Origin of the sequence: Paenibacillus doosanensis (assembly GCF_025060755.1) — a bacterium.
Lineage (GTDB): Bacteria > Bacillota > Bacilli > Paenibacillales > NBRC-103111 > Paenibacillus_S > Paenibacillus_S doosanensis.
Genome location: NZ_JANYUY010000047.1, coordinates 1 through 23,409, shown reverse-complemented (window position 1 = coordinate 23,409; position 23,409 = coordinate 1). Strand labels below are relative to the sequence as shown.

The window sequence follows — 23,409 nt, the reverse complement described above, 5'->3', positions numbered from 1 at the left end:
GCGGTTCTTCACTTCTAGAGCTTCTCCACCTGATGATAATCCAATTCAAGCGGCGTTTCGCGGCCGAACATGTTGACGTGAACCTTCAGCTTCGCCTTGTCGAGCAGAATTTCTTCCACGGATCCGACAAAGTTGGCGAACGGGCCCACTTTTACACGAACGGTTTCCTTCAGATCGAAGTCGATCTTCGGTTTCGGTTCTTCGATGCCCATATGCTTGAGAATCGACTCCACTTCCTCGGGAAGCAGCGCGGTCGGCTTCGAACCGGACCCTGTCGAACCGACAAACCCCGTCACACCCGGCGTATTGCGCACCACATACCACGAGTCGTCGGTCTGGATCATTTCGACCAGCACGTAACCCGGATATACTTTACGCATCACCGTCTTCTTCTTGCCGTCCTTGTTCACAAGCTCTTCTTCCATCGGTACCAGAACACGAAAGATCTTGTCCTTCATATCCATGGATTCAACGCGTTTTTCCAAGTTTGCCTTGACTTTATTCTCATACCCGGAATAGGTATGTACGACGTACCATCTTTTTTCCATTTCCATATTAGCCACCTATGCTCTCGCTTATTTAAAAACAAGTCGAAGCAGCTCAGAAATACCCAAGTCAAGTACGTAGAAGTAAATCGTCGTAAAGGCAACCGTAAAGAGAACGACTAGCGTGTAGCTGATCAATTCCTTACGACTTGGCCACTTCACTTTTTTGAGTTCGGACCAGCTGTCCGCAAAAAAAGAAAACGTGTTGCCGAATCCTTGCTTCATTCTAGCCAAAAAGGACACAACTACACCTCCAAGAAACTACCTAGTTTCGCGATGAGCGGTATGTTCATTGCAAAACTTGCAAAACTTCTTCAACTCCATGCGGTCTGGATGGTTGCGCTTATTTTTATTGGACGTATAGTTTCTTTGCTTGCAGTTCGTGCACGCTAACGTGATTATAACCCGCATGATGTACACCTCCTACGGACCAGCCTCAAATTTTAAACCTTAAAGGTTCAGCAAAAAAACGCCTTACAGTTTTAAGGCTACCTATGTACTTTAGCACAGCCCGATTTGGGTGTCAAGGGAAACCTACTACTAGCATACCGCTCACGCGCTTTAGGCGTATACCTGCTAGTATGGACGGGCAAGGACACAGGTAAACGTACGACGAGAATATTCGTCCCTTATTTGCCAAAAGCGCCAAATTGCGGATGCATACCTCCGCGAGAGATGCAGCATGGCAGCCGCTTGATCGCCCGTTTTCCTCACAAAAAAATAAAGCACCCCACTTATATAAGTTCGGGTGCCTCTACTATGCGTCTCGGACTTCCAAATATCGTTCCAGCTTTCGTTTAACGCGCTGCAAAGCGTTGTCAATCGACTTCACATGACGATCCAAATCGACCGCAATTTCCTGATAGGAACGCCCGTCCAAGTACAGCATAAGCACCCTTCGTTCCAAGTCGCTTAAGATTTCTCCCATTTTGTCTTCCAAACCGCTGAACTCTTCCTGATTGATAATCAGCTCTTCCGGGTCCGTAACACGGGAACCGCAGATGACGTCAAGCAGCGTGCGATCGGAATCTTCATCATAAATGGGCTTGTCCAAAGAGACATACGAATTAAGAGGAATATGCTTCTGGCGGGTGGCGGTTTTAATAGCCGTAATGATCTGACGAGTGATGCATAACTCGGCAAAAGCCTTAAAGGAGGCGAGTTTGTCGCCGCGAAAGTCCCGGATCGATTTATATAAACCTATCATACCTTCTTGTACGATATCTTCTCTGTCTGCTCCTATTAAAAAATAAGAGCGCGCTTTGGCGCGAACGAAGTTCTTGTACTTGTTAATCAAGTACTCCAATGCGTCGCTGTCACCCTCGCGAACCGCATCGACAATGTCTTCATCTGCCTTGAGGTCATATTCGTACATTCTCAGTTCTTTGAGGTCGACACTCACCGACAATCCCTCCGGCCTGGCAAGACTACGATTCCTTGTACCCTTGAAAGATAGCATAAGTATACATTATGTAATCTATTATCGTCAACCGAATTAACCGCTGCTAAACGCTGGAATTACCGCTTCTTACCGGCCTCGGCGCCATTTTTCGAACAGGTCCTTCATATGCGGAGGCAGTTGGTTGTCAAAGGTGTTGCGCTTGCCTGTAGGCTCCTGGCGGATTTTGTTCTGGATCTCCCGCTTCGACTGCCGCACCTTGATCAGCAGTTCTCCGGCCGGCACGCGAAACGCCCCCTTGCCAAAAATAACATGCTGCTCGGTCATATCCGAGGTAGCCACATAAATTTGTTTGCGCCGTCCGATATGCTGGGTCACCAGCCGTTCGATCAGTTCGTCGGCCGTTTCCTTCTCCTTCGTATAGAAGATGCGGAGCTTGCTCTGCTCATATTTCCCGCCGAGTCCGGGAACGTAATAAGCATCGAAGACGAGCAGCACCTTCATCCCCGAATACGACTGATATTCGGCGAGCTGCTCGATAAGCCGGTCGCGGGCCTCCTCCAGGCTGATGTCCTTGAGCTTCTGCAGCTCCGGCCACGCGCCGATAATATTGTATCCATCCACGATGAGGATTTCCTGAATCATGGCCTTAAGCCCGCTATTTCGCCGACAACCGTTGGCGCACTACCTCATACATAAATACGGACGCCGCCACCGACGCGTTGAGCGAGTTGATATGGCCGAACATCGGAAGCTTCAGCAGAAAATCGCATTTTTCCTTAATCAGCCGACCCATGCCTTTATTCTCATTACCGATAACGAGAGCAAGCGGCATATTCAGATTTGTCTTATAAAGAGGCTGCTGCGCCGCGACATCGGTGCCCGCTACCCATACGCCCCGATCCTTCAACTGATCGATCGTTTGCGCCAAATTCGTCACTCTCGCCACAGGCACATACTCGACGGCTCCTGCGGACGTTTTAGAGACGGTGGCGGTCAGGCCCACCGATCTGCGCTTCGGAATAATGACTCCGTGCACCCCCGTACAATCGGCCGTCCTCAGTATCGAACCGAGATTATGGGGATCTTCGATCTCATCCAAAATGAGAATAAACGGCTCCTCGCCCCGACTCTCGGCGCGCGCCAAAATATCGTCCACTTCCACATATTCGTATGCCGCTACTTGAGCGACGACACCCTGATGCTGCACATTTTCGACCATTTGGTCCAGCTTGCGCTTATCCGCCGTCTGCACGATGACTCCGTGCTGTTTCGCTTCGGCGATAATCGGCTGCGTCAGCTGTTTTTGCGCGTTTTCGGCAATCCAGATTTTATTAATCGTCCGTCCCGAGCGCAACGCTTCCAGCACCGAGTGCTTACCGGCAATAAATTCCTCCATCATCTGTCTCTCCTTATTTCAGACAATCCAATCGGCTTCAGCTCGGCCCGCTTCCGGCTCCGCTTTCCGCTACTCCCGCTCCAGCGATTTCATAAGCAAATAGTGGAGCCGATCGAATTGCTTCGTGTAATATAAATAACCGATCAAACATTCGAATGCCGTGCTGTGACGGTATTCCAAAATATCCGCGTTTTTGGCGGAGGTCCCGCTCTTGGCGTTCCGCCCCCGCTTGACGATATCCGTCTCTTGCTCCGTCAGCAGCGGAAGCCAAGCCTGCAGCGCCTTCGCCTGGGCTTTGGCCGAAACGAAATGGGTCGACAATCGATGCAGTTGGTTAGGCCGGTGATTGGCTAGGGACACGACATATTGGCGTATGAACACCTCGTATACCGCATCCCCGACATAAGCGAGCACGAGCGGATTCAGCTGCTGCGGGTCCTTCGCCGGCGGGAAACAGAACAGATCGGAATCGAAAGAGAACGGCTCTTTCATCATTTCCGCCGCCAGCGGATACCTTGTGCCGTATCCTCTAATAAAATGCCCTGCTCCGTGAGCAAGTCGCGGATTTCGTCGGCGCGGGCCCATTGCTTGGCTTTGCGCGCTTCCGTCCGCTCTACAATCAACCGCTCGATTTCTTCGTCCAGCAGTTCCTCTTCTTGTTGTGCTAGTATGCCCAAAACCCGGTCCATCGCTTCAAATTGTTCCAGCAACAGCTCCAGCGAGCGCTTGGTTACCTTCTCCTGCTGCGCATACGGATTCGCGGCATTAACCAGCTCGAACACGGCCGTGATCGCATCCGGCGTATTGAAGTCGTCGTTCATCTTCTGTTCGAACTGCTTCTGCACCTCGGCCGCGGCATGAACGATCTCCTCCGACGCTTCGCCTTCAGTCGCGTTCGCCAGCCGGTGCTTGAGATTGGCGATACAGTTCTCGATCCGGGCCAGCCCGTTCTTGGCCTGCTCCACCGCTTCCTCGCTGAAGTTGAGCGGGTTGCGGTAATGCGCGGACAGCATGAAATAACGGATCACCTGCGGGCTGATCGTTTTCAGCAGCTGGTTTACGTTAACGCCGTTGCCGAGCGATTTGGACATTTTCTCGTTATTGATGTTGATATACCCGTTGTGCATCCAGTAATTGGCCATCGGATGTCCGGTCAAGCATTCGGATTGCGCGATTTCGCATTCGTGATGCGGGAACTGCAAATCTTGGCCGCCGCCGTGAATGTCGATCGTCTCGCCCAAATATTTGCGGGCCATCGCCGAGCATTCGATATGCCAGCCCGGTCTGCCTTCTCCCCATGGGCTAGCCCAGGAGATCTCCCCCGGCTTGGCGCCTTTCCACAGCACGAAATCCTGCGGATTTTCCTTCCGGTCGTCCACCTCTACGCGAATGCCGAACTGCAGCTCCTCGAGATTTTGATGCGAGAGCTTGCCGTATTCGGCGAACTTGGTCGTGCGGAAATAGACATCCCCGCCGTTCTCGTACGCATAGCCTTTGCTTACCAAGCCTTCGATAAAGGCGACGATCTCGTCGATATTTTCGGTTACGCGCGGATTGAGCGTCGCCTTGCGAACGCCTAATCCCTCCGTATCCTCGTAAAACTTGCCGATGAACGTCTCGGCCACTTCCGGAACAGTCGTTCCCATTTGCGCCGCCCGTTTGATCAGCTTGTCGTCGACATCGGTAAAGTTAACGACATAATTGACGTCGTAACCGGCAGATTCCAAATAACGTCTTACCACGTCGAAGAAAATGATCGGCCGCGCGTTGCCGATATGGATGTAATCGTACACCGTCGGACCGCATACATACATTTTCACCTTGCCCGGCTCCAGAGGCTTGAATTCCTCTTTGGCCCGGGTCATCGTATTATAAATTTTAAGCGCCATGATCTTGGCTGCCCCCATTCTTGGATTGTGGTGCAGTGACCGCTACCTTCATTTCGTCGATCTGCTGCTGCATTTGCCGGAACATATCGATAACCGGGTCAGGCAGGTTGTTATGATCGAGCCGACCGACCCGCACGCCGTCCCGCTTCACGATTCTGCCGGGATTTCCGACCACCGTACAGTTCGGCGGCACTTCCCGCAATACGACGGCGTTGGAGCCGACGCTGGAGTTGTCTCCGACGGTGAAGGAACCGAGGACCTTGGCTCCCGATCCGATCACGACATTATTGCCGATAGTAGGATGCCGCTTTCCCTTCTCCTTGCCGGTTCCTCCCAAAGTGACTCCTTGGTACAGCACGACATCGTTGCCGATTTCGCAGGTTTCCCCGATGACGACGCCCATGCCGTGGTCGATGAAAAACCGGCGTCCGATGACGGCGCCCGGATGAATCTCGATGCCGGTCATAAAGCGGCTGAACTGGGAGATGATTCTAGCTGTAGTAAACCATCGCCGCTTGTAGAACCAATGGGCGACCCGATGCGCCCAAAGCGCGTGCAGTCCGGAGTAGGTAAAGGCTACTTCGAACCAGCTGCGGGCCGCGGGATCATTTTCAAATATCGTTTCGATGTCTTCCTTCATGTACTTGAACAAGACGATCACCTGCTTTCTCCCCATCAAGCTAGATATATAGTCTCCCCGATATCCGAAACGGCCTTCCCTGCCCTCTTCTCTACGCCAAAAAGCCTCTGCAGCCATTGCGGCTGCAGAGGCGTGAAAAGCGCGCGGTTCCACTCTGCTTCGGACTTGCAATCTCGTCCATCTCGGCGTTCGTAACGTGAACGTATACGGCACGGCTACCCTGGCTTCCCTAACCGGAAAGCAGCTCGCCGATACGGCTCCCAGGTGCATTTCCGATCAACGGGAATGAGCAGCTTCCAGCGCAGGCCCGCTTATGCAGCTTCAGCCCGGCCGCCCTCTCTGTAAATCCCTGATTCATCGTACTCTCCTGATCAACGCCACGAAATATTAATGTTACTTAGTATAACGAAAAAGCGTAAGCTTTACAATAACTTCTTCAGCCGGTCGATAACCTTCTCTTTGCCCAGCAAGTACATAGTGATGTTCAAGTCAGGCCCATGAACTTGCCCGGTCAAAGCTACGCGAATCGTCATAAACAGCTGCTTGCCTTTATAACCGGTTTCCTTCTGCACGGCTTTAAGCATCGGCTGGATGTGTTCCGGGGCGAAGCTCTCCGACTGCTCCACTTGGCTCAGGAAGCTTCCCAGAACGACCGGTACGTAATCTTCGGCAAGCACCGCCTCGGCTTCGTCATTCTCACAGGCTACGTCGTCTTGGAAAAACAGATCGGACAGCGGCACGATTTCGCTCGCATACTGCATTCGATCCTGATTCAGCGCCACAAGGCGATTCACCCATTCTTGCTGTTCGGCAGACAGCTGCTCGGGAACGCGTCCCGCTTTTTGCAAATGCGGCAGCGCCAGATCGACAACCCGAGACAGTTCCGCCTTCTTCAAATATTGATTGTTCATCCAATTGAGCTTGTCCATATCGAACACTGCCGGACTCTTCGACAGCCGGTCGAGATCGAACTGGGCGATCAGCTCTTCCTTGGTGAACATCTCCTCCTCCCCTTTCGGAGACCAGCCGAGCAGGGTGATGAAGTTCAGTACGGCCTCAGGCAAGTAGCCGAGCTCGCGGTATTGCTCGATAAATTGGATGATCGATTCGTCGCGCTTGCTCATCTTCTTGCGATCCTGATTCAGGATCAGCGCCAGATGCGCGAATTCGGGCACGGGAAGTCCCAGCGCTTCGTACATCATAATCTGTCTTGGCGTATTGGACAAGTGCTCCTCGCCGCGGATGACGAGCGTAATGTTCATCAGATGATCGTCGAGTATAACGGCGAAGTTATACGTCGGAATCCCGTCCGGACGAACGATGATGAAGTCGCCGATCCCGTTCGATTCGAATTCCACATGCTCGCGAATGCGGTCCTCGAAAGCGATGATCCGATCCTCCGGCACGCGGAAGCGAATGGAAGGCTTGCGTCCCTCCGCCTCGTACTGCTCGATCTGCTGAGCCGTCAAGTGACGGCATTTGCCGGAATAGCGCGGCATCTCTCCCTTGGCCTCTTGCTCCGCCCGCTCCTGCTCCAGATCCGCCTCCGAACAGTAGCAGCGGTAAGCGTGGCCTGACTGCAGCATTTGCTCGACATAAGGGCGGTACAAGTCCAGACGCTCGGTCTGCCGGTACGGGCCGTAAGGACCGCCGATATCGACGCTCTCGTCCCAATCCAGTCCGAGCCATTTCAGCCCTTCCAATTGGCTGCCGATGCCCGACTCCATGTGGCGGGTCTGATCGGTGTCTTCGAACCGGATAATGAATTGCCCGTTTTGTTTGCGAGCGATCAAATAATTGAATAATGCCGTGCGGGCACCCCCGATATGCAAATGACCGGTAGGGCTTGGCGCATATCTTACGCGAAATTGACCTGACATTGCTGCCGCTCCTCTCTCCTATGCAAAACCGAAATCAAAAATATGCACTATGATAGCACAACTTTGATCAAACTAACAACCGATTGCGCCGCAATTCCTTCGCCGCGTCCGGTAAATCCGAGCTGCTCCGTCGTCGTCGCTTTCACATTTACTTGGGACGGCTCCGCCTCCAAAGCCTCGGCAATCCGCTGTACCATCGCGGGAATATATGGCGCCATCTTCGGCTTCTGAGCGATAATCGTCGAATCGATGTTGCCGAGCTTATAGCCCGCTTCCTTCGCCAGCTTCCACACGTCCAGCAGCAGCTTGTAGCTGTCCGCATCCTTAAACTCCGCCGACGTATCGGGGAAATGCTTGCCGATATCGCCTAATCCCAGCGCACCGAGTATCGCATCGCTGATCGCATGCAGCAGCACGTCCGCGTCCGAATGGCCGAGCAGTCCTTTCTCATAGGGGATGTCTACGCCCCCGATAATACATTTACGCCCTTCCGCCAGTTGGTGCACGTCAAATCCTTGTCCTACTCGAATCATTGCTTGTCCTCTCCCCTGACATTCCGTATTATCCATTCCGCCCACGGCAAATCTTCCGGCGTCGTAATTTTAATATTATAATAGTCCGCTTCTACGACCTGCACGGACATGCCGCTTCGTTCCACCAGCATCGCATCGTCGGTGCCGACGAACCCGTCCTTCTCCGCCTGCTCGTACGCCTGCAGCAGCAAAGAAAGACGAAAAGCTTGTGGGGTTTGAATCGCCCACAAGCTGCGCCGGTCCGGGGTGGACTGGATCGTCCCCTGAAGATCGACAACCTTGATCGTATCTTTGACCGGCACCGCGAGCACGGCCGCCTCCGTCTCCATCGCCTTGCGCCAGCAGGCCACAATATGCTCCTTCGCGGGGAAGGGGCGCACTCCATCATGCACCATAACCCATTCCACGGCTCCGCTCAGCGCCTTCAAGCCTCTGTGCACGGAGTTCTGGCGTTCCTGGCCGCCGACGACGACTTGTTTGACTTTGCCGAGTCCATACTGCTTCACATACCCTTCGCACCGTCGGACATCCTGCTCTCCCGTTACGAGCACAATGGTATCGACCTCCGGCATCCGATCGAATAAAGCTAATGTATGTACAATAATCGGTTTGCCGTTCAATTGCAGATATTGCTTGCTCTCCGCGGTTTTCATCCGCGAGCCTTTGCCCGCAGCTACAACCACTACCCCCAGCTGGTTCACTCTTTTCACCTACTATTTATCGCGCTCCCCCTATCATATACGTTTTAGAGCGCTTTTTCCAATAGTTTCGGTTTGGCGAAAATCATCCGGCCCGCCGAAGTCTGCAGTACGCTTGTCACCAGCACGTCCAGCGTCATCCCGATAAAATCGCGTCCGCCCTCCACAACGATCATCGTGCCGTCGTCGAGATAGGCTACGCCTTGCCCGTGCTCTTTGCCGTCCTTGATCACTTGAACGAGAATTTCTTCTCCCGGCAGCACCACCGGCTTGACGGCATTGGCCAAATCATTAATGTTCAGCACCGAAACGCCCTGCAGCTCGCATACTTTATTCAAATTAAAATCATTCGTAATCACTTTGCCCTGCAGCACCTTGGCCAGCTTCACCAGCTTGCTGTCCACCTCGGAAATTTCCTCAAAGTCGCCTTCATAGATCAATACTTTGACTTCCAGCTCTTTTTGGATTTTGTTGAGAATGTCGAGCCCGCGGCGGCCGCGGTTTCGTTTGAGCAGGTCGGAGGAATCCGCAATATGCTGCAGCTCTTCCAGCACGAATTCGGGAATAACCAGCGTGCCTTCGATAAATCCGGTTTTGCATATATCGGCAATCCGTCCGTCGATAATGACGCTTGTATCGAGAATTTTATGCTCTTCGAATCCTTTGCCTTCGCCATGAGCATTGCGATCCCTGCCCGAACGGCTCTTGGACAAGAGGGCGAGAACCTCTTCTTTCTTGGCATAACCAAAGCGGAATCCGACCAATCCTAGCATCGCCGTAATAATGACATGCAGCAGCGGAGTAAACAATACGGCCTGCTCGAACGGCGTTAGAAAAACGACGGCAAGCACCAGCCCGACGATCATGCCGCAAGTGCCCGCAATCAGATCGGAGACCGGTACGTCGGCAATCTTTTCCTCTCCTTGCTGCATCATGCGCAATACATAATTAACGGCCCATGAACTGATGAAATAAAAGAGAACGACTCCGGCAATCATCATCCAATAAGCCTCGCCGCGCAACGTTTCCACACCGAACACCGTTTCTATGATTTTGAAAAATGGCTGTCCGACGGTATCACTCCACTCATATCCCAACACGCCCCCAATAACTGCAAATAAACATTGGAACCATCTTTTCATCATAGAATCACCTCCATAACTTTTACTTTGAAATAACCTCGTTACAATTATGAACCAAAAGTTTCCTGGCTAACCGTCCCAAGCCAAAGAAAAAGCAAAAAAGCATTTACTTTCCCCTCAAGGAAAATAAATGCTTTTCATTTTCGCCTCATTTATTAACGCAAAGCGTGTTATTAACGGCTACATCGGCCTTGTCTCGGAGTTCACTTCGTCGACGGATTGGTTCTTTCTTCTTCGTCTTGGCAAGAGGCGTTCAACGTTTTTTTTTAGGCCGTACAGCGCATAGAGAAGCAGCGGTACAAAAATCATTTTGGACAACATGCCCGGATATTGGTAAGCGATAACGACGGCAATGACGATGACGATAGGCGTAATCCAAATCGCCTTCTTCGGAATGCCGACTTTCTTGAAGTTCGGGTATTTCACCGTACTGACCATCAAATAGGAGAGCAACAGCGTGCTGAGCACCAATACGGCGGTATGAAGCTCCGTATGGAACAGCGCCAGCGTACATAATACGCCTCCGGCCGCTGGAATCGGCAAGCCGATGAAGTAACCCGGCACACCGGCTACGACATTAAAGCGGGCCAGGCGGAGCGCTCCGCAAATCGGGAAGATCGCGGTGATGATCCAAGCCGCGGCAGCGTTCATTTCCGTAAAAGCGGCCACGTACATGATGAAAGCCGGAGCTACGCCGAACGAGATGACGTCCGATAAGGAGTCCAGCTCTTTGCCGAATTCGCTTTGGGCATTTAGCGCGCGGGCTACCCGGCCGTCCAAGCCGTCGCACAGCATAGCGATAATGACCATGATTGCAGCCAGCTCCGCCTTTTGGTTAAAGGCCAATATGATCGATATAAATCCCAAAAACAAGTTCCCTACTGTAAAAAGATTGGGAATAGATTTAGTCAACATTTATTTGTCCACCTCTAGTTTACTGTACCCTATTATATAGGTTACCCTCTGATTGTATGCAAGTTAAATATGTCTGTCAATGAGTACTTGATCTTGAATTCGTTTTAATCCTTCTTTAATTGCGCGCGCCCTCACTTCTCCAATTCCATCCACTTCATCCAATTCATCGATCGTAGCCATCATAAGATGAGGTAACTGCTGGAAACGTTCCACCAAATTATGGATAATAACCGAAGGCAGACGGGGGATTTTATTCAGCACCCGATATCCGCGCGGCGATACGGTTTCTTCGGCGTTGCTCGCATGAGGATAACCGAGAATCCGCGCGATATGCGAATGATCCAATATTTCATCGGTAGCCACTCGCCTTAAATTTTTCATGATGTCCTTCACTTTGTCGTCTACAAGTTCTCTTACGTAGTCTTTGATTAAAAGTTGCGCTTCATGCTCCGTCGCTCCTACCAATTCCTCCAATTGCATGCTGATAAGGCGTCCTTCCGTGCCGAGCTCGTTGATATAGCGCTTGATTTCAGCCTTAATCCGCAGCACCATTTCAATGCGCTGAACGACGTTCGTCACATCGTGAAGCGTTACGGATTCCTCGAATTCGGAAGCGCCCAAGTTGGTCACCGCCTGGTCGAGCACGGATTTATATTTCTCCAATGTCTGGATCGCCTGATTCGCTTTGGTCAAAATAACCCCCATATCCTTAAGCGAATAGCGAAGGTTGCCCTGATACAATGTAATGACGTTGCGCCTCTGGGAGATGGACACCACGAGCTTGGAAGTTTGTTTGGCTACCCGCTCGGCTGTCCGGTGGCGGATTCCCGTTTCCGTCGATGTAATCGAAGAGTTAGGAATCAGCTGGGTGTTCGCATACAATATTCGTTTCAGATCTTCGCTCAATATGATTGCTCCGTCCATTTTGGCGAGCTCGTACAAATAGTTCGGCGAGAAGTCGCAATTAATGGAAAAGCCTCCGTCCACGATTTCCATCACTTCAGGGCTGTAGCCTACGACGATCAGGGCGCCGGTTTTTGCGCGCAGCACATTTTCCAGCCCTTCCCGAAACGCCGTCCCCGGTGCGACCAGCTGCAGAAGCTGGCTCATCACATCTCTTTTGGTTTCTTCCTTGCTCATGTTGTCCCTCCTAAGGGTTTTCCGAAGGAAAACCTACTTCGTAAGCGTTGGCTTTGGGTTTTCCGAAGGAAAACCTACTTCGTAAGCATATACACTAACCGCTAGCCCAGCGCAGCTTTCAGCGCTTCGGCGACCGTATTCACTCCGATAATTTCAATTCCGGACGGCGGCGTCCATCCCTTCAGACTTCGCTCCGGCACGATAACTCTGCGGAACCCGAGCTTCTCCGCTTCCTTCACCCGTTGATCGACCCGGGAGACGCCCCGGACTTCGCCGGTCAAGCCCACTTCGCCGAATACCACATCGAACGGCTGCGTCGGCTGCTCGCGCAGACTCGAAGCGATGCTCACCGCTATAGCCAAGTCGACGGCAGGCTCATCGAGCTTCACTCCGCCGGCAACGTTCACATAAGCATCCTGATTTTGCAAAAACATGCCCATGCGTTTCTCAAGCACCGCAATAATTAGCGCGAGCCGGTTATGATCGATACCGGTTGCCATCCGCCGCGGCGAAGGGAAGTTCGTAGACGATACGAGAGCCTGCAGCTCCACCAGTACAGGACGCGTCCCTTCCATGCTCGCAACGACCGTCGATCCGGATACGCCGAGCGGCCGCTCGGATAGAAACAGCTCCGAAGGGTTGTTCACTTCGGCCAAGCCGTCTTCCCGCATCTCGAAAATGCCGATTTCGTTCGTCGAGCCGAAACGGTTTTTCACCGCGCGGAGCAGCCGGTACGAATGATGGCGTTCGCCCTCAAAATAAAGGACGCAGTCGACCATATGCTCCAGCAGCCTCGGACCGGCAATCGCTCCCTCTTTAGTAACATGACCCACGAGAACCGTGGCGATACCTTTTATTTTGGCAATTCTCATGAAATGCCCCGTGCATTCCCGAACTTGGGACACGCTCCCTGGCGCCGAAGCGACGCCGGGATGATATACGGTTTGAATCGAATCGATCACGATAAAATCGGGCTGAACGTCTTCGATCGCCGCTTCGATCAATTCCAGGTTCGTTTCGCACAGAACGAACAATTGTTCGGATGCAGCATTCAGCCTATCGGCGCGCAGCTTCGTCTGCCGCACAGATTCCTCTCCCGATACATACAGCACCTTCTGGTTGCTTAGCGTCAGATCATGGGAGGTTTGCAGCAGCAGCGTCGATTTGCCGATCCCAGGGTCTCCGCCTACAAGGAGCAGCGATCCGGGTACCAGCCCGCCGCCGAGTACGCGGTTTAATTCCTTATTGCGCGTAACGATTCGCTGTTCTTCACTGCTTTTTATATTTATGATGGATACCGGTTTTTCTTTCGTGCGTAATAAAGAAGAAGTGATGCCTTGCGTCTTCGTTACCGTCTCCACTTCTTCGACGAAGGTATTCCATGCTTGGCAGCCCGGACATTTGCCCAGCCATTTAGGCGATTCATAGCCGCACTCTTGGCAGCAAAATTTCGTTTTTTGTTTGGCCATCGTTTTTCTCCTAGTTGTTTATCGTCCGCATCCCGTTGTCTTATCAAAGTTTACCATTTTGTGGAGGTTATGAAAACCCTTCTTCCCTACTAATAAAAATCATTCTGCGGCAAATGAAGAACAAATTCCCAAAAAGTGACGTGATGCTCTGAAGCTTATTCCGATTACTTTCGGGGGAGCCCCCGGATATCCACAGGATATGGCTGCGCATCATTTCCTAAACAACAAAAAAAATCCTGCACCCCTAAGAAGGGTACAGGATGTAGACGCTGCGACGGCTTAAGATGTTGCAACCTTTTGATTGCGTTCTACCGTTAATTCTCCGTCTTTCTCATCAATGGTGAGCGTATCGCCTTTGGAGATATGACCGCGAAGCAGCTCCTCGGACAACCGGTCCTCGATATGCTTTTGAATTGCTCTGCGGAGCGGTCTTGCCCCGTAGGTCGGATCGAATCCTTCCTTGGCCAGGAACGCCTTGGCTTTGTCGGTAAGAATAAAGTCGACCTCTTGCTCTTTCAGACGTTTGCGCAGCTCTTCCGCCATCAAAGTGACGATTTGAGCGATGTGCTGCTCCTCCAAAGAGTGGAACACGATGATTTCATCGATCCGGTTCAGGAACTCCGGACGGAAGCTCTTTTTCAGCTCGCTCATCACTTTGTCTTTCATATTGTTATAATCTTTGCCCGCATCATGCACGGCAGTGAAGCCGAGAGAAGAGTTTTTCTTAATCGTATCCGCACCGACGTTGGATGTCATAATGATCAGCGTATTGCGGAAATCGACCGTGCGGCCTTTGGAGTCCGTCAAGCGGCCGTCTTCAAGCACCTGCAGCAGGATGTTGAACACTTCCGGATGCGCTTTTTCAATTTCATCCAGCAGAACGACCGAATACGGTTTGCGGCGAACCTTCTCCGTCAACTGGCCGCCCTCTTCGTATCCGACATATCCCGGAGGCGCGCCGACCAGACGAGAAGTCGAATGTTTCTCCATATATTCGGACATATCGATCCGGATGACCGCGTTCTCGTCGCCGAACAGCGACTCCGCTAATGCACGGGCCAGCTCGGTTTTACCGACGCCGGTAGGTCCAAGGAAAATGAAGGAGCCCATCGGACGCTTAGGATCTTTGAGTCCCGCTCTGGCGCGGCGGATAGCACGGCTGACGGCTTTGACGGCTTCTTCCTGACCGATCACGCGATCGTGCAGGATCGATTCCATCTTCAGCAGGCGCTCGGTTTCTTCTTCCGCCAGCTTCACCACCGGAATGCCGGTCCAGCTGGCGACAACCTGGGCGATATCTTCCGGAGTTACCTCGGAGTCGGTGCGGCCTTGTTTCTCTTTCCATTCGTTCTTCGTGGAATCGAGCTCTTCGCGCAGCTTCTGCTCCGTATCCCGAAGAGCGGCCGCCTTTTCGAACTCCTGGCTTTGAACTGCCGCGTCTTTTTCCTTGCGGATATCATCCAGTTTACTTTCCAGTTTTTTCAGATCGGGCGGTACCGTATACGAACGAAGCCTTACTTTGGAGCTGGCCTCGTCAATCAGGTCGATCGCTTTATCCGGCAGGAACCGGTCCGTAATATAACGGTCGGACAACTTGACCGCTTGCTCAATGGCTTCGTCCGTAATTTTTACGCGGTGATGCGCTTCATAACGATCGCGCAGCCCGTGCAGAATTTGGACCGCTTCTTCCGGAGAAGGCTGATCCACTGTAATCGGTTGAAAACGTCTTTCCAGCGCGGCGTCTTTCTCGATATATTTGCGGTACTCATCCAGCGTCGTAGCCCCGATGCACTGCAGTTCGCCTCTGGCCAGAGCCGGCTTCAGAATGTTGGACGCGTCGATCGCACCTTCCGCTCCGCCCGCCCCGATCAGCGTATGCAGCTCATCGATGAATAAGATAATGTTGCCGGCTTGCCGGATTTCGTCCATAATTTTTTTCAAACGGTCCTCAAATTCGCCGCGGTACTTCGTACCGGCTACGACCGAGCCCATATCCAGCGTCATAACGCGTTTATCTCTTAACGTTTCGGGAATTTCATTATTGATGATTTTTTGCGCCAAGCCTTCGGCGATAGCCGTTTTACCTACCCCCGGCTCCCCGATCAGCACCGGATTGTTCTTCGTTCTCCGGCTCAATACTTGAATGACGCGCTCGATTTCCTTGCTGCGGCCGATAACCGGATCGAGATTGCCGTCTTTGGCGTATGCCGTCAAGTCGCGTGCCAAGCCGTCCAGCGTAGGCGTATTCGCATTCGTGGTGTTACCATGGTTGGTAGATACCACCTCGCTGCTGCCGAGCAGTTGAAGCACCTGCTGACGCGCTTTGTTCAAGCTGACGCCAAGATTATTGAGCACTCTTGCCGCAACGCCTTCGCCTTCACGGATCAGACCGAGCAGAATATGCTCTGTTCCGACATACGTATGGCCCAGCTTGCGGGCTTCGTCCATCGACAGCTCAATCACTTTCTTCGCACGCGGCGTGTAAGCGATATTCGTCGGCTGCTCCTGACCTCTGCCGATCAGCGCCTCTACCTCGTCTTGAATTTTCTCCAGACCAAGCCCCAGAGCGATAAGCGCCTTCGCTGCAATACCGTCTCCTTCGCGAATCAATCCCAGCAAAATATGCTCGGTGCCAATATTATTATGACCTAAACGAACGGCTTCTTCTTGTGCCAAAGACAACACCTTTTGCGCACGTTCTGTAAATCTGCCAAACATCATGTGTAACACCTCCATAAAGGAATAATTATTTCTGCAAACCATATAAAGGGGAATTTCCGTCGGCATTCATGCCTACGTTTGCGAAAACTTTTCGCGGATCAATTGCGCCCTTCTTATGTCTCTTTCTTCAGCCGTTAGCTTTTCTCCTGCATATTGCTGTAAAAAACCCGGCTGCGTCATGACCAATAGTTCATTCATGACTTGTGTAGGAACATTTTTGATGATCCCCAGATCAACCCCCAGGCGAACGTCCGAGAGCCTTTGTGCTGCTTCCTTCGAATCCATAATCGCCGCGTACGACAAGATCCCGTAGGATCGGCTGATCCGGTCCAGCAGCTTGGCTTTTGTTTCGTATTGAAGCTTCTCCCGCGCGGCGCGCTCGTGCTCGATAATTTGCCGAACGACGCCGTACAGATTGTCGATAATTTCCTGTTCGGACTGACCCAGCGTAATCTGGTTGGATATTTGAAACAGGTTGCCTAGCGCCTCGCTTCCTTCCCCATACAGCCCGCGAACCGCCAGCCCTACTTGCGTGATGGCCGATAAAATACGGTTAATTTGCTGGGTCAGTACCAACGCCGGCAAATGAATCATCACCGAAGCGCGAATTCCCGTACCTACATTGGTCGGACAGCTTGTCAAATAACCGCGTTTTTCATCGAAAGCATAGTCCAACTGCACTTCGAATATATCATCGATTTGGCTGGCCAAATCCCAAGCTTCCTTAATTTGAAAACCGGGGCACAAGCATTGTATTCGCAAATGGTCTTCTTCATTCACCATAATGCTGACCGACTCGTTATCGCTGAGAATAACGGCTCCGTTGCGCGATTCGCTGGCCAGCGCCGGGCTGATCAGATGCTTTTCGACCAGCACCCGCTTTTCGAGGTCGTTCAGATCGGCAAGGGAAATCAGTGAAAACCGGCTGATCGTATGCAGTTCTTCATTTTGCAAAACATCCGATACTTTCTCCAGCACTTCCAAAGACTGCTGATTCGTTGCAAGCATCGGAAACGGGTAGGATTGCAGGTTTCGCGCGATACGGATTCTGCTGCTGATCACGATATCGGAGTCGGGACCGTCGCCTTTCATCCAATCGCTTAGAGCCTGCTCGGTAAATCGATTCACTGTCATCTGCAATTCCTCCTAACTCGCCAAAAGAAGTTTAGCTTTCGGCCACCTTCTTCTCCAAGTCGCGTATAACGTCTCGAAGTTGAGCGGCTTCTTCAAATTCTTCCTTCTCGATCCGCAGCAGCAGTTCTTTCTTCAAGTTCTCAATTTCCCTCTTATGCTTGATGATCCCCCCGGATCGTTTAGGAACCTTTCCGGTATGAAGCGTACTTCCATGGACCCGTTTAAATAGAGGGTCCAGCTTGTCGCCGAAATATTTGTAGCAGGAACTGCAGCCGAACCGGCCCACCTTACTGAACTGCGAGTACGTTAATCCGCATTGCTCGCAGCGGCTTGGCGGAGCCTTCGAAGTCGCCGAGTTATGAGTGGTTGGCTCGAAATCAAGCAGCCCCGACAAAAGGTTGTGAATGGAAAAGCCGTTCGGAGTCCCCGGAATCAGCTCTCCTTTTTCCCGGGCGCATGATTCGCAAATATGAAACTCGGTCTTTTCGCCGTTTAAAATTTTCGTAAAATGAAGCGTTGCCTGTTTTTTCCCGCATTCCTGACAAAGCATTTCAGAATCCCTCCTTATTTGCTCAACAAGGATATCAGCATAGCCTTCATAATTTTGGCTCGGATTTCATCGCGCAGCGGAAGCTTCAGCAAGAGCACTTCCCTTGATATAGCCGCCCTCATAATCGCGGCTTCTCTCGGAGTAATATAACCGTTCTCCTCCAGCTGATACAGGAGACCTTCAGAAGCACTCTGGTCGATCTGCGAGCTGATCGTTTTGAATATATGATCGTGAACAGATCCGTGCGTATTCAGCTCAATCTTTTGGATTCGGATATAGCCTCCGCCTCCGCGCTTACTTTCGACGATGTAGCCTTTCTCCAAAGTAAACCGGGTGCTGATGACATAATTGATTTGGGAGGGGACGCATTCGAATTGATCCGCCAGCTCATTGCGCTGAATTTCTACAATGCCGTCAGTGCTCTGCTGAATGATATGCTTCAAGTATTGTTCGATGACCTCGGAGACATTACGCATCAATTCAACCTCCTTCCCAGAAGTAAATTGACTTTGACTTTCTTTGACTTTAATAACATTATAGCAGTTTTCAGAAAATTTGCAACTATGGATAAACACTGATATCGAGCGGCAGAAGCCTAATTTTTTATTAATAACGGACATCGTGCCGAACCGTCTTCTTAATTTAAGTATTAACATAAAATGCGCCTATTTACCGTAAGAGCACTTTCCAAATATTGTTTTCCTCGAAGGATATGAACACCGAAAGACTCCGCTGCTTCCCAAACTGTACAAGACCATAAAAGAACCGATATCTGCCTTGTATACCTTTACGAATCCATAGGCGAAATCCCCGTCCTTTTCTCTAAAGAAACGGTAAACCGATGATCCTTGATCCATTCGGAAGCAATCGAATACACATTATCTTTCATTAAGGGGCTAAACGACGGATTATACATAATGTCTGCCTGTTTCGGAACGGGATCTGCCAGCATGACGCCATGCGTTTCAAATCCGTCCGGCAGTTCTCCAATCATTTTGACCGTTGCGACATATATATTTTTCACATACACAAGGCTATCTTGTTCAAAAATTAAATACTGTCCAATCCGCTCAATCGAATCCGGCTCTCCTCCCGCCTCTTCGTACAACTCTCTTCTAACCGTTTGGATCACAGACTCGCCTTCCTCCCTGCTCCCTCCGGGTAATTCCCAGCCGCGGCTGCGATGCCGGACAAGAACCAGCTTGCCCTGATAAAAGGCGAAAATTAAGACACAGTTAGCTTCTTCAATGAGACATTCCTTCGATAAAATTATTTTTTGGTTCGGCAAAGCGCCTGAGAATTCGTAATTCACCATGACCACCAACTTTTTCGGCAAAAATAACCCGCCTGAAATGAGAAAAAGTATTTGACCCGAAGATCAAATACTTTGCCCGAATAAACGACCGTTCGCTGCGTTTACAGACAGCGGATTTAGTAACGCAAGCTGATGATCCGTTCCTCCAGATACAAGATCGATACCTTCTGCCAGAAGCTCCTCCGATCACGTTTTGGCATTATTGACGACATGCTGAGCATACGTTTTGAATTCAGGCTGGAGCGCTATGGCTCCGCTATAACTTACTCCTTTGACCGGGCTTGATAATCTATAGCTCTATTGCTCCGTATACGGCCTAGACTAAGGCAGCATACTTTTCGCGGGCAATTTTCGTTGCATCCACCATGTTGCGCAGAGACGCAACCGTCTCTTCGAGTCCGCGGGTTTTCAGGCCGCAGTCCGGATTAATCCAGAAAAGCTTAGGGTCCAACACACGCAAAGCTCGTTCGATCATGCCCGTCATTTCCTCTACACTAGGAACCCGCGGACTGTGAATATCATATACGCCTAGACCGATGCCCAGCTTGTAGGTGTTCAACTCGAAGCTATGAATTAATTCGCCGTGGCTGCGGGAGGTTTCGATGGATATGACATCGGCATCCATCGCCTCAATGGAGTCGATCATGTCGTGAAATTCGCAATAGCACATATGCGTATGAATTTGCGTCGTCTCCTGTACCGTGCAGGTGGCGATGCGGAAAGCTTTGACCGCCCATGCCAGATAAGCTTCCTGCTCTTCTTCCTTCAGCGGAAGTCCTTCGCGAACCGCAGGCTCATCAACCTGAATCATACCGATGCCCGCTTTCTCCAGCGCCTCCACTTCTTGTCTGAGCGCATAGGCCAACTGGTATGCGATCTGCTCCCGAGGGATGTCATCGCGGACAAATGACCAGTTCATGATGGTAATCGGTCCAGTCAGCATACCTTTAACCGGACGGCTGGTACGAGACTGAGCATATCTGGTTTCTTCTACCGTCATTTCGCCCGTGAACGCTACATCCCCGAATATAACCGGCGGTTTCACGCAACGCGAACCGTACGACTGCACCCAGCCGTTTTGCGTAAATGCAAAGCCTGCGAGCTTCTCGCCGAAAAACTCGACCATATCGGTCCGCTCAAATTCCCCGTGGACGAGAACATCCAGTCCGATTTCCTCCTGGATCTTGATCCAGGTATCGATTTGCTCCCGAATGAACGCAGCATATTGCTCATTGCTCCACTCGCCCTTGCGCCATAATTGACGCGCCTTCCGGACTTCCGCAGATTGCGGGAAGCTGCCGATCGTCGTCGTAGGGAAAAGCGGCAATTGCCATTTCGCTTGCTGCGCCGCATGGCGTTCGGCAAAAGGGCGGGAACGCTCCGCTTGCTGAACGTTAATCGCAGCGACAGCCTGCTGTATGCTGCTGCGGTTGCGTTCTTCCGACTGCTGAAGCGCTTGAAGTGCTCGATCGCATTGTTCCAATTCTTCCGCGATCCCGGAACTGCCCGATGTCGCTGCTTTCGTTATAACAACAAGCTCATCCAACTTTTCGTCCGCATAAGCGAGCGCATTTTTCAGTTCGGGTGTAAGCTTCGTCTCCCGTTCTGTAGTTACCGGAACATGGAGCAAACTGCTTGAGGTTTGCACGAGCAGACGTTCTGCAGGCACGAACTGGGCCAACTGTTCCAGCAGCTCCAGTTTCCCGCGGAGTGACGCCTTCCAGATGCCGCGACCATCAATGACCCCTGCACCCAAAACTTTGTCTGCAGGAAATCCGCAGGTTTTAATGGACTGTATATTACCGGAAAGTCCATGAACGAAATCCAAGCCTATTCCCTTGACTGGAAGCGAAACAATATCAGCATAACGATCCACCGCTTCGAAATAAGTTTGCAGCATAATGTTCAGATTAGGAACGGATGCAGCGAATGTTTCATAGACGGTTTTTAGCCTTTGAACGTCCTCTTCGCTTAGCTTCGTCACGAGAATCGGTTCATCTATCTGTACCCACTGAACTCCTTCTTCCGCAAGCTCCTGAAGAATCTGTACATACAGCGGGAGCAGCCGATGCAGCCAAGCGTCCGTTTCCGATGCGCTGTACCCCTTCGACAGTTTCAGGAAGGTCAAAGGCCCAACGATCACCGGCTTACCTTCAATCCCGAGCTTCTCCTTCGCCTCCCGGTAGGCTGCCAGCGGCTTGTTCTCCGTAATGACAGGAGAGGCACCGGACAGTTCAGGAACGATATAATGGTAGTTGGTATTAAACCACTTGGTCATTTCGCTTGCTGCGGCTTCCTTCGTTCCCCGAGCGACGCCATAATAGACAGATAAAGGTACGACGCCTCCTTCAAAAGCAAACCGTTTCGGAATAATGCCGAACATGGCGGCGGTATCCAGAATATGATCATAATAGCTGAAATCATTGACAGGTATTAGATCGATCCCCTTCTCCTGCTGCTTGCGCAAATGGTTTAAACGGATCTCTTGAAGCTGAAGCCGAAACTCCGATTCTTCAAGCTTGCCTGCCCAGAACGCTTCGAGCGCCTTCTTCCATTCCCTGTCGGCTCCAATACGCGGATACCCCAATACGCTGCTTCTTACCATCAGAAACCCCTCACTCCACAATTTGTTAAGAGAAAGATATCATAGATAAGAGGGTATAATGTAACTCGATTTAACTATATCTAGGTATAGTTAAAATATATATCGAAGCGTTATTGGGATAGCTGCTGCTCAAGCGCCGCTACGTAAGCCGCCCCGAGCTTGGATAGCGAAACATTTCTATGGGAAATCCATCCGACATTGATGGATTCCTCACAATCCAGAGGAACGGGGATGATTTCATTGCCATTCAAATCTGAGCTCAAAACACCGGTGGATATCGTATATCCGTTCAAACCGATCAATAAATTGAAGAGTGTCGCCCGGTCGTTAACACGTATGCTTTTCTTATGCGACATGGTGCTAAGAATTTCTTCGGCAAAATGAAAGGAATTATACTCCCCTTGGTCAAAGGACAAATAAGGGTAGTTTTGGAGCTGGTCAATGGTTACGACCGATTGCTTGGCTAACGGGTTTTTAATGCTTATAAAAATATGCGGTTTGGCAACAAATAAGCTGTTGAACTGCAGATTCGCGCTTTTAAGCAGCTTATTGATCACCTTGCCGTTAAACTCGTTCAAGTATAAGATTCCGATCTCGCTGCGCAGGTTTTTGACGTCTTCAATAATTTCATAAGTTTTGGTCTCACGCAATGCTAATTCATATTCATCCTGACCATACTCGGAAACTAGGCTGACAAACGCATTCACCGCAAAAGCATAATGCTGAGTCGAAACGGAAAAATGCTGCGGAGAAGGCTTCGCATTGAGATATCGACTCTCCAATAACTCTGCCTGCTCAACGACCTGCCGCGCATAGCTTAGGAATTCAACGCCTTCCTTGGAAAGCGATATCCCTTTATTGGACCTATCGAAGATGGAAATTTGGATCTCTTCTTCCAGATCCCTGATCGCATTGGAAAGGCTGGGTTGGGAAATAAACAGCCTCTTGGCCGCTTCATTAATAGAGCCACGGTTTGCGACTTCAATGACATATTTTAATTGCTGTAAAGTCATGAATTTTCTCCTCCCCGAGTAGAACAAAAAGCACTCACAAAAGTGAGTGCTTTAGCTGCTTGGCGACGTTCTACTCTCCCAGAACCCTTCGGTTCAAGTACCATCGACGCTGGAGGGCTTAACGGTCGTGTTCGAGATGGGAACGCGTGGTTCCCCTCCGCCATCATCACCAAACGGTATAGCTTTTTCAAGGCTTGCGCCTTGAAAACTAGATACGAAACTCGTGCGCGTTGTTGAGCAATGGTTATTTGTTCTTCCCGGTTTGTTTCCGGGCCCCGAGAAAGTATTCGGAATCAGCTTCGAAGCTTCTCTTCACTTCACTTTCTTGGGAATTTGGTTAAGCCCTCGACCGATTAGTATTCGTCAGCTCCACACGTTGCCGTGCTTCCACCCCGAACCTATCTACCTCGTCGTCTTCAAGG

The 23,409-nt window shown here is 51.1% G+C and carries 23 protein-coding genes, 2 rRNA genes and 1 pseudogene; all 26 read right to left on the bottom strand.

The window, feature by feature from the left end; translation table 11 throughout:
* Positions 1-14: 14 nt before the first annotated feature.
* Positions 15-548, bottom strand: coding sequence for a transcription termination/antitermination protein NusG (nusG, locus tag N0M98_RS25840; RefSeq protein WP_249860671.1), 534 nt, complete (start codon positions 546-548; stop codon positions 15-17).
* 27 nt (positions 549-575) lie between these two features.
* Positions 576-788 (bottom strand): preprotein translocase subunit SecE, encoded by a 213-nt coding sequence (secE, locus tag N0M98_RS25835; protein WP_249860670.1) that lies wholly within the window; start codon positions 786-788, stop codon positions 576-578.
* Between the two features lie 18 nt (positions 789-806).
* Positions 807-956, bottom strand: a complete 150-nt coding sequence (gene rpmG, locus N0M98_RS25830; protein WP_079914997.1) for a 50S ribosomal protein L33 — start codon at positions 954-956, stop codon at positions 807-809.
* Between the two features lie 346 nt (positions 957-1,302).
* Positions 1,303-1,947, bottom strand: coding sequence for an RNA polymerase sporulation sigma factor SigH (sigH, locus tag N0M98_RS25825; protein WP_239630941.1), 645 nt, complete (start codon positions 1,945-1,947; stop codon positions 1,303-1,305).
* Positions 1,948-2,073: 126 nt separating this feature from the next.
* Positions 2,074-2,589: an NYN domain-containing protein gene (locus N0M98_RS25820; RefSeq protein WP_249860669.1), complete on the bottom strand. Its 516-nt coding sequence runs from the start codon at positions 2,587-2,589 to the stop codon at positions 2,074-2,076.
* Between the two features lie 13 nt (positions 2,590-2,602).
* Positions 2,603-3,343 carry a 23S rRNA (guanosine(2251)-2'-O)-methyltransferase RlmB gene (gene rlmB / locus N0M98_RS25815; RefSeq protein WP_249866393.1) on the bottom strand — a complete coding sequence of 247 codons (741 nt, stop codon included), beginning with the start codon at positions 3,341-3,343 and terminating at the stop codon, positions 2,603-2,605.
* 69 nt (positions 3,344-3,412) lie between these two features.
* Entirely contained in the window at positions 3,413-3,835 is a 423-nt protein-coding gene (locus N0M98_RS25810; RefSeq protein ID WP_375295554.1) for a Mini-ribonuclease 3, read from the bottom strand.
* Positions 3,835-5,232 carry a cysteine--tRNA ligase gene (gene cysS, locus N0M98_RS25805; RefSeq protein WP_249860667.1) on the bottom strand — a complete coding sequence of 466 codons (1,398 nt, stop codon included), beginning with the start codon at positions 5,230-5,232 and terminating at the stop codon, positions 3,835-3,837. The genes N0M98_RS25810 and cysS overlap by 1 nt, the downstream gene beginning before the upstream one ends.
* On the bottom strand, positions 5,222-5,908 hold the full coding sequence (gene cysE, locus N0M98_RS25800) for a serine O-acetyltransferase (RefSeq protein ID WP_375295553.1): 687 nt from the start codon (positions 5,906-5,908) through the stop codon (positions 5,222-5,224). The genes cysS and cysE overlap by 11 nt, the downstream gene beginning before the upstream one ends.
* Before the next feature lie 386 nt (positions 5,909-6,294).
* Positions 6,295-7,752, bottom strand: a complete 1,458-nt coding sequence (gene gltX / locus N0M98_RS25795) for a glutamate--tRNA ligase (protein WP_259619590.1) — start codon at positions 7,750-7,752, stop codon at positions 6,295-6,297.
* A 47-nt stretch (positions 7,753-7,799) separates the two neighbouring features.
* Positions 7,800-8,285, bottom strand: coding sequence for a 2-C-methyl-D-erythritol 2,4-cyclodiphosphate synthase (ispF, locus tag N0M98_RS25790; protein WP_259619589.1), 486 nt, complete (start codon positions 8,283-8,285; stop codon positions 7,800-7,802).
* Positions 8,282-8,986 (bottom strand): 2-C-methyl-D-erythritol 4-phosphate cytidylyltransferase, encoded by a 705-nt coding sequence (gene ispD, locus N0M98_RS25785; RefSeq protein ID WP_259619598.1) that lies wholly within the window; start codon positions 8,984-8,986, stop codon positions 8,282-8,284. Before ispD ends, ispF begins: the two co-directional genes overlap by 4 nt.
* Before the next feature lie 44 nt (positions 8,987-9,030).
* On the bottom strand, positions 9,031-10,128 hold the full coding sequence (locus tag N0M98_RS25780; protein WP_259619588.1) for a PIN/TRAM domain-containing protein: 1,098 nt from the start codon (positions 10,126-10,128) through the stop codon (positions 9,031-9,033).
* A gap of 177 nt (positions 10,129-10,305) precedes the next feature.
* Positions 10,306-11,040, bottom strand: coding sequence for a CDP-diacylglycerol--serine O-phosphatidyltransferase (gene pssA, locus N0M98_RS25775; RefSeq protein ID WP_249860663.1), 735 nt, complete (start codon positions 11,038-11,040; stop codon positions 10,306-10,308).
* A 63-nt stretch (positions 11,041-11,103) separates the two neighbouring features.
* Positions 11,104-12,180, bottom strand: coding sequence for a DNA integrity scanning diadenylate cyclase DisA (gene disA / locus N0M98_RS25770; protein ID WP_259619587.1), 1,077 nt, complete (start codon positions 12,178-12,180; stop codon positions 11,104-11,106).
* Positions 12,181-12,281: 101 nt separating this feature from the next.
* Positions 12,282-13,649, bottom strand: a complete 1,368-nt coding sequence (gene radA, locus N0M98_RS25765; protein ID WP_249860661.1) for a DNA repair protein RadA — start codon at positions 13,647-13,649, stop codon at positions 12,282-12,284.
* Positions 13,650-13,928: 279 nt separating this feature from the next.
* On the bottom strand, positions 13,929-16,370 hold the full coding sequence (clpC, locus tag N0M98_RS25760; RefSeq protein WP_259619586.1) for an ATP-dependent protease ATP-binding subunit ClpC: 2,442 nt from the start codon (positions 16,368-16,370) through the stop codon (positions 13,929-13,931).
* Between the two features lie 72 nt (positions 16,371-16,442).
* A complete protein-coding gene (gene mcsB / locus N0M98_RS25755) occupies positions 16,443-17,504 on the bottom strand; it encodes a protein-arginine kinase McsB (RefSeq protein ID WP_249860659.1) in 1,062 nt (353 codons plus the stop codon).
* A gap of 31 nt (positions 17,505-17,535) precedes the next feature.
* Entirely contained in the window at positions 17,536-18,054 is a 519-nt protein-coding gene (mcsA, locus tag N0M98_RS25750) for a protein-arginine kinase activator protein McsA (protein WP_249860658.1), read from the bottom strand.
* 14 nt (positions 18,055-18,068) lie between these two features.
* Positions 18,069-18,530 (bottom strand): CtsR family transcriptional regulator, encoded by a 462-nt coding sequence (locus tag N0M98_RS25745; RefSeq protein WP_249860657.1) that lies wholly within the window; start codon positions 18,528-18,530, stop codon positions 18,069-18,071.
* A gap of 311 nt (positions 18,531-18,841) precedes the next feature.
* Positions 18,842-19,390 (bottom strand): NUDIX domain-containing protein, encoded by a 549-nt coding sequence (locus tag N0M98_RS25740; protein ID WP_249860656.1) that lies wholly within the window; start codon positions 19,388-19,390, stop codon positions 18,842-18,844.
* Positions 19,391-19,468: 78 nt separating this feature from the next.
* A pseudogene (locus N0M98_RS25735) lies at positions 19,469-19,615 on the bottom strand (serine hydroxymethyltransferase); the annotation flags it as partial.
* 70 nt (positions 19,616-19,685) lie between these two features.
* Positions 19,686-21,974: a 5-methyltetrahydropteroyltriglutamate--homocysteine S-methyltransferase gene (gene metE / locus N0M98_RS25730; RefSeq protein ID WP_259619585.1), complete on the bottom strand. Its 2,289-nt coding sequence runs from the start codon at positions 21,972-21,974 to the stop codon at positions 19,686-19,688.
* Between the two features lie 110 nt (positions 21,975-22,084).
* The gene (locus N0M98_RS25725) at positions 22,085-22,987 is read right to left on the bottom strand and encodes a LysR family transcriptional regulator (RefSeq protein ID WP_249860654.1); all 903 of its coding nucleotides are present in this window, start codon (positions 22,985-22,987) and stop codon (positions 22,085-22,087) included.
* Between the two features lie 57 nt (positions 22,988-23,044).
* Positions 23,045-23,161, bottom strand: a 5S ribosomal RNA gene (rrf, locus tag N0M98_RS25720).
* Between the two features lie 159 nt (positions 23,162-23,320).
* Positions 23,321-23,409 (bottom strand): 23S ribosomal RNA (locus N0M98_RS25715); the annotation flags it as partial.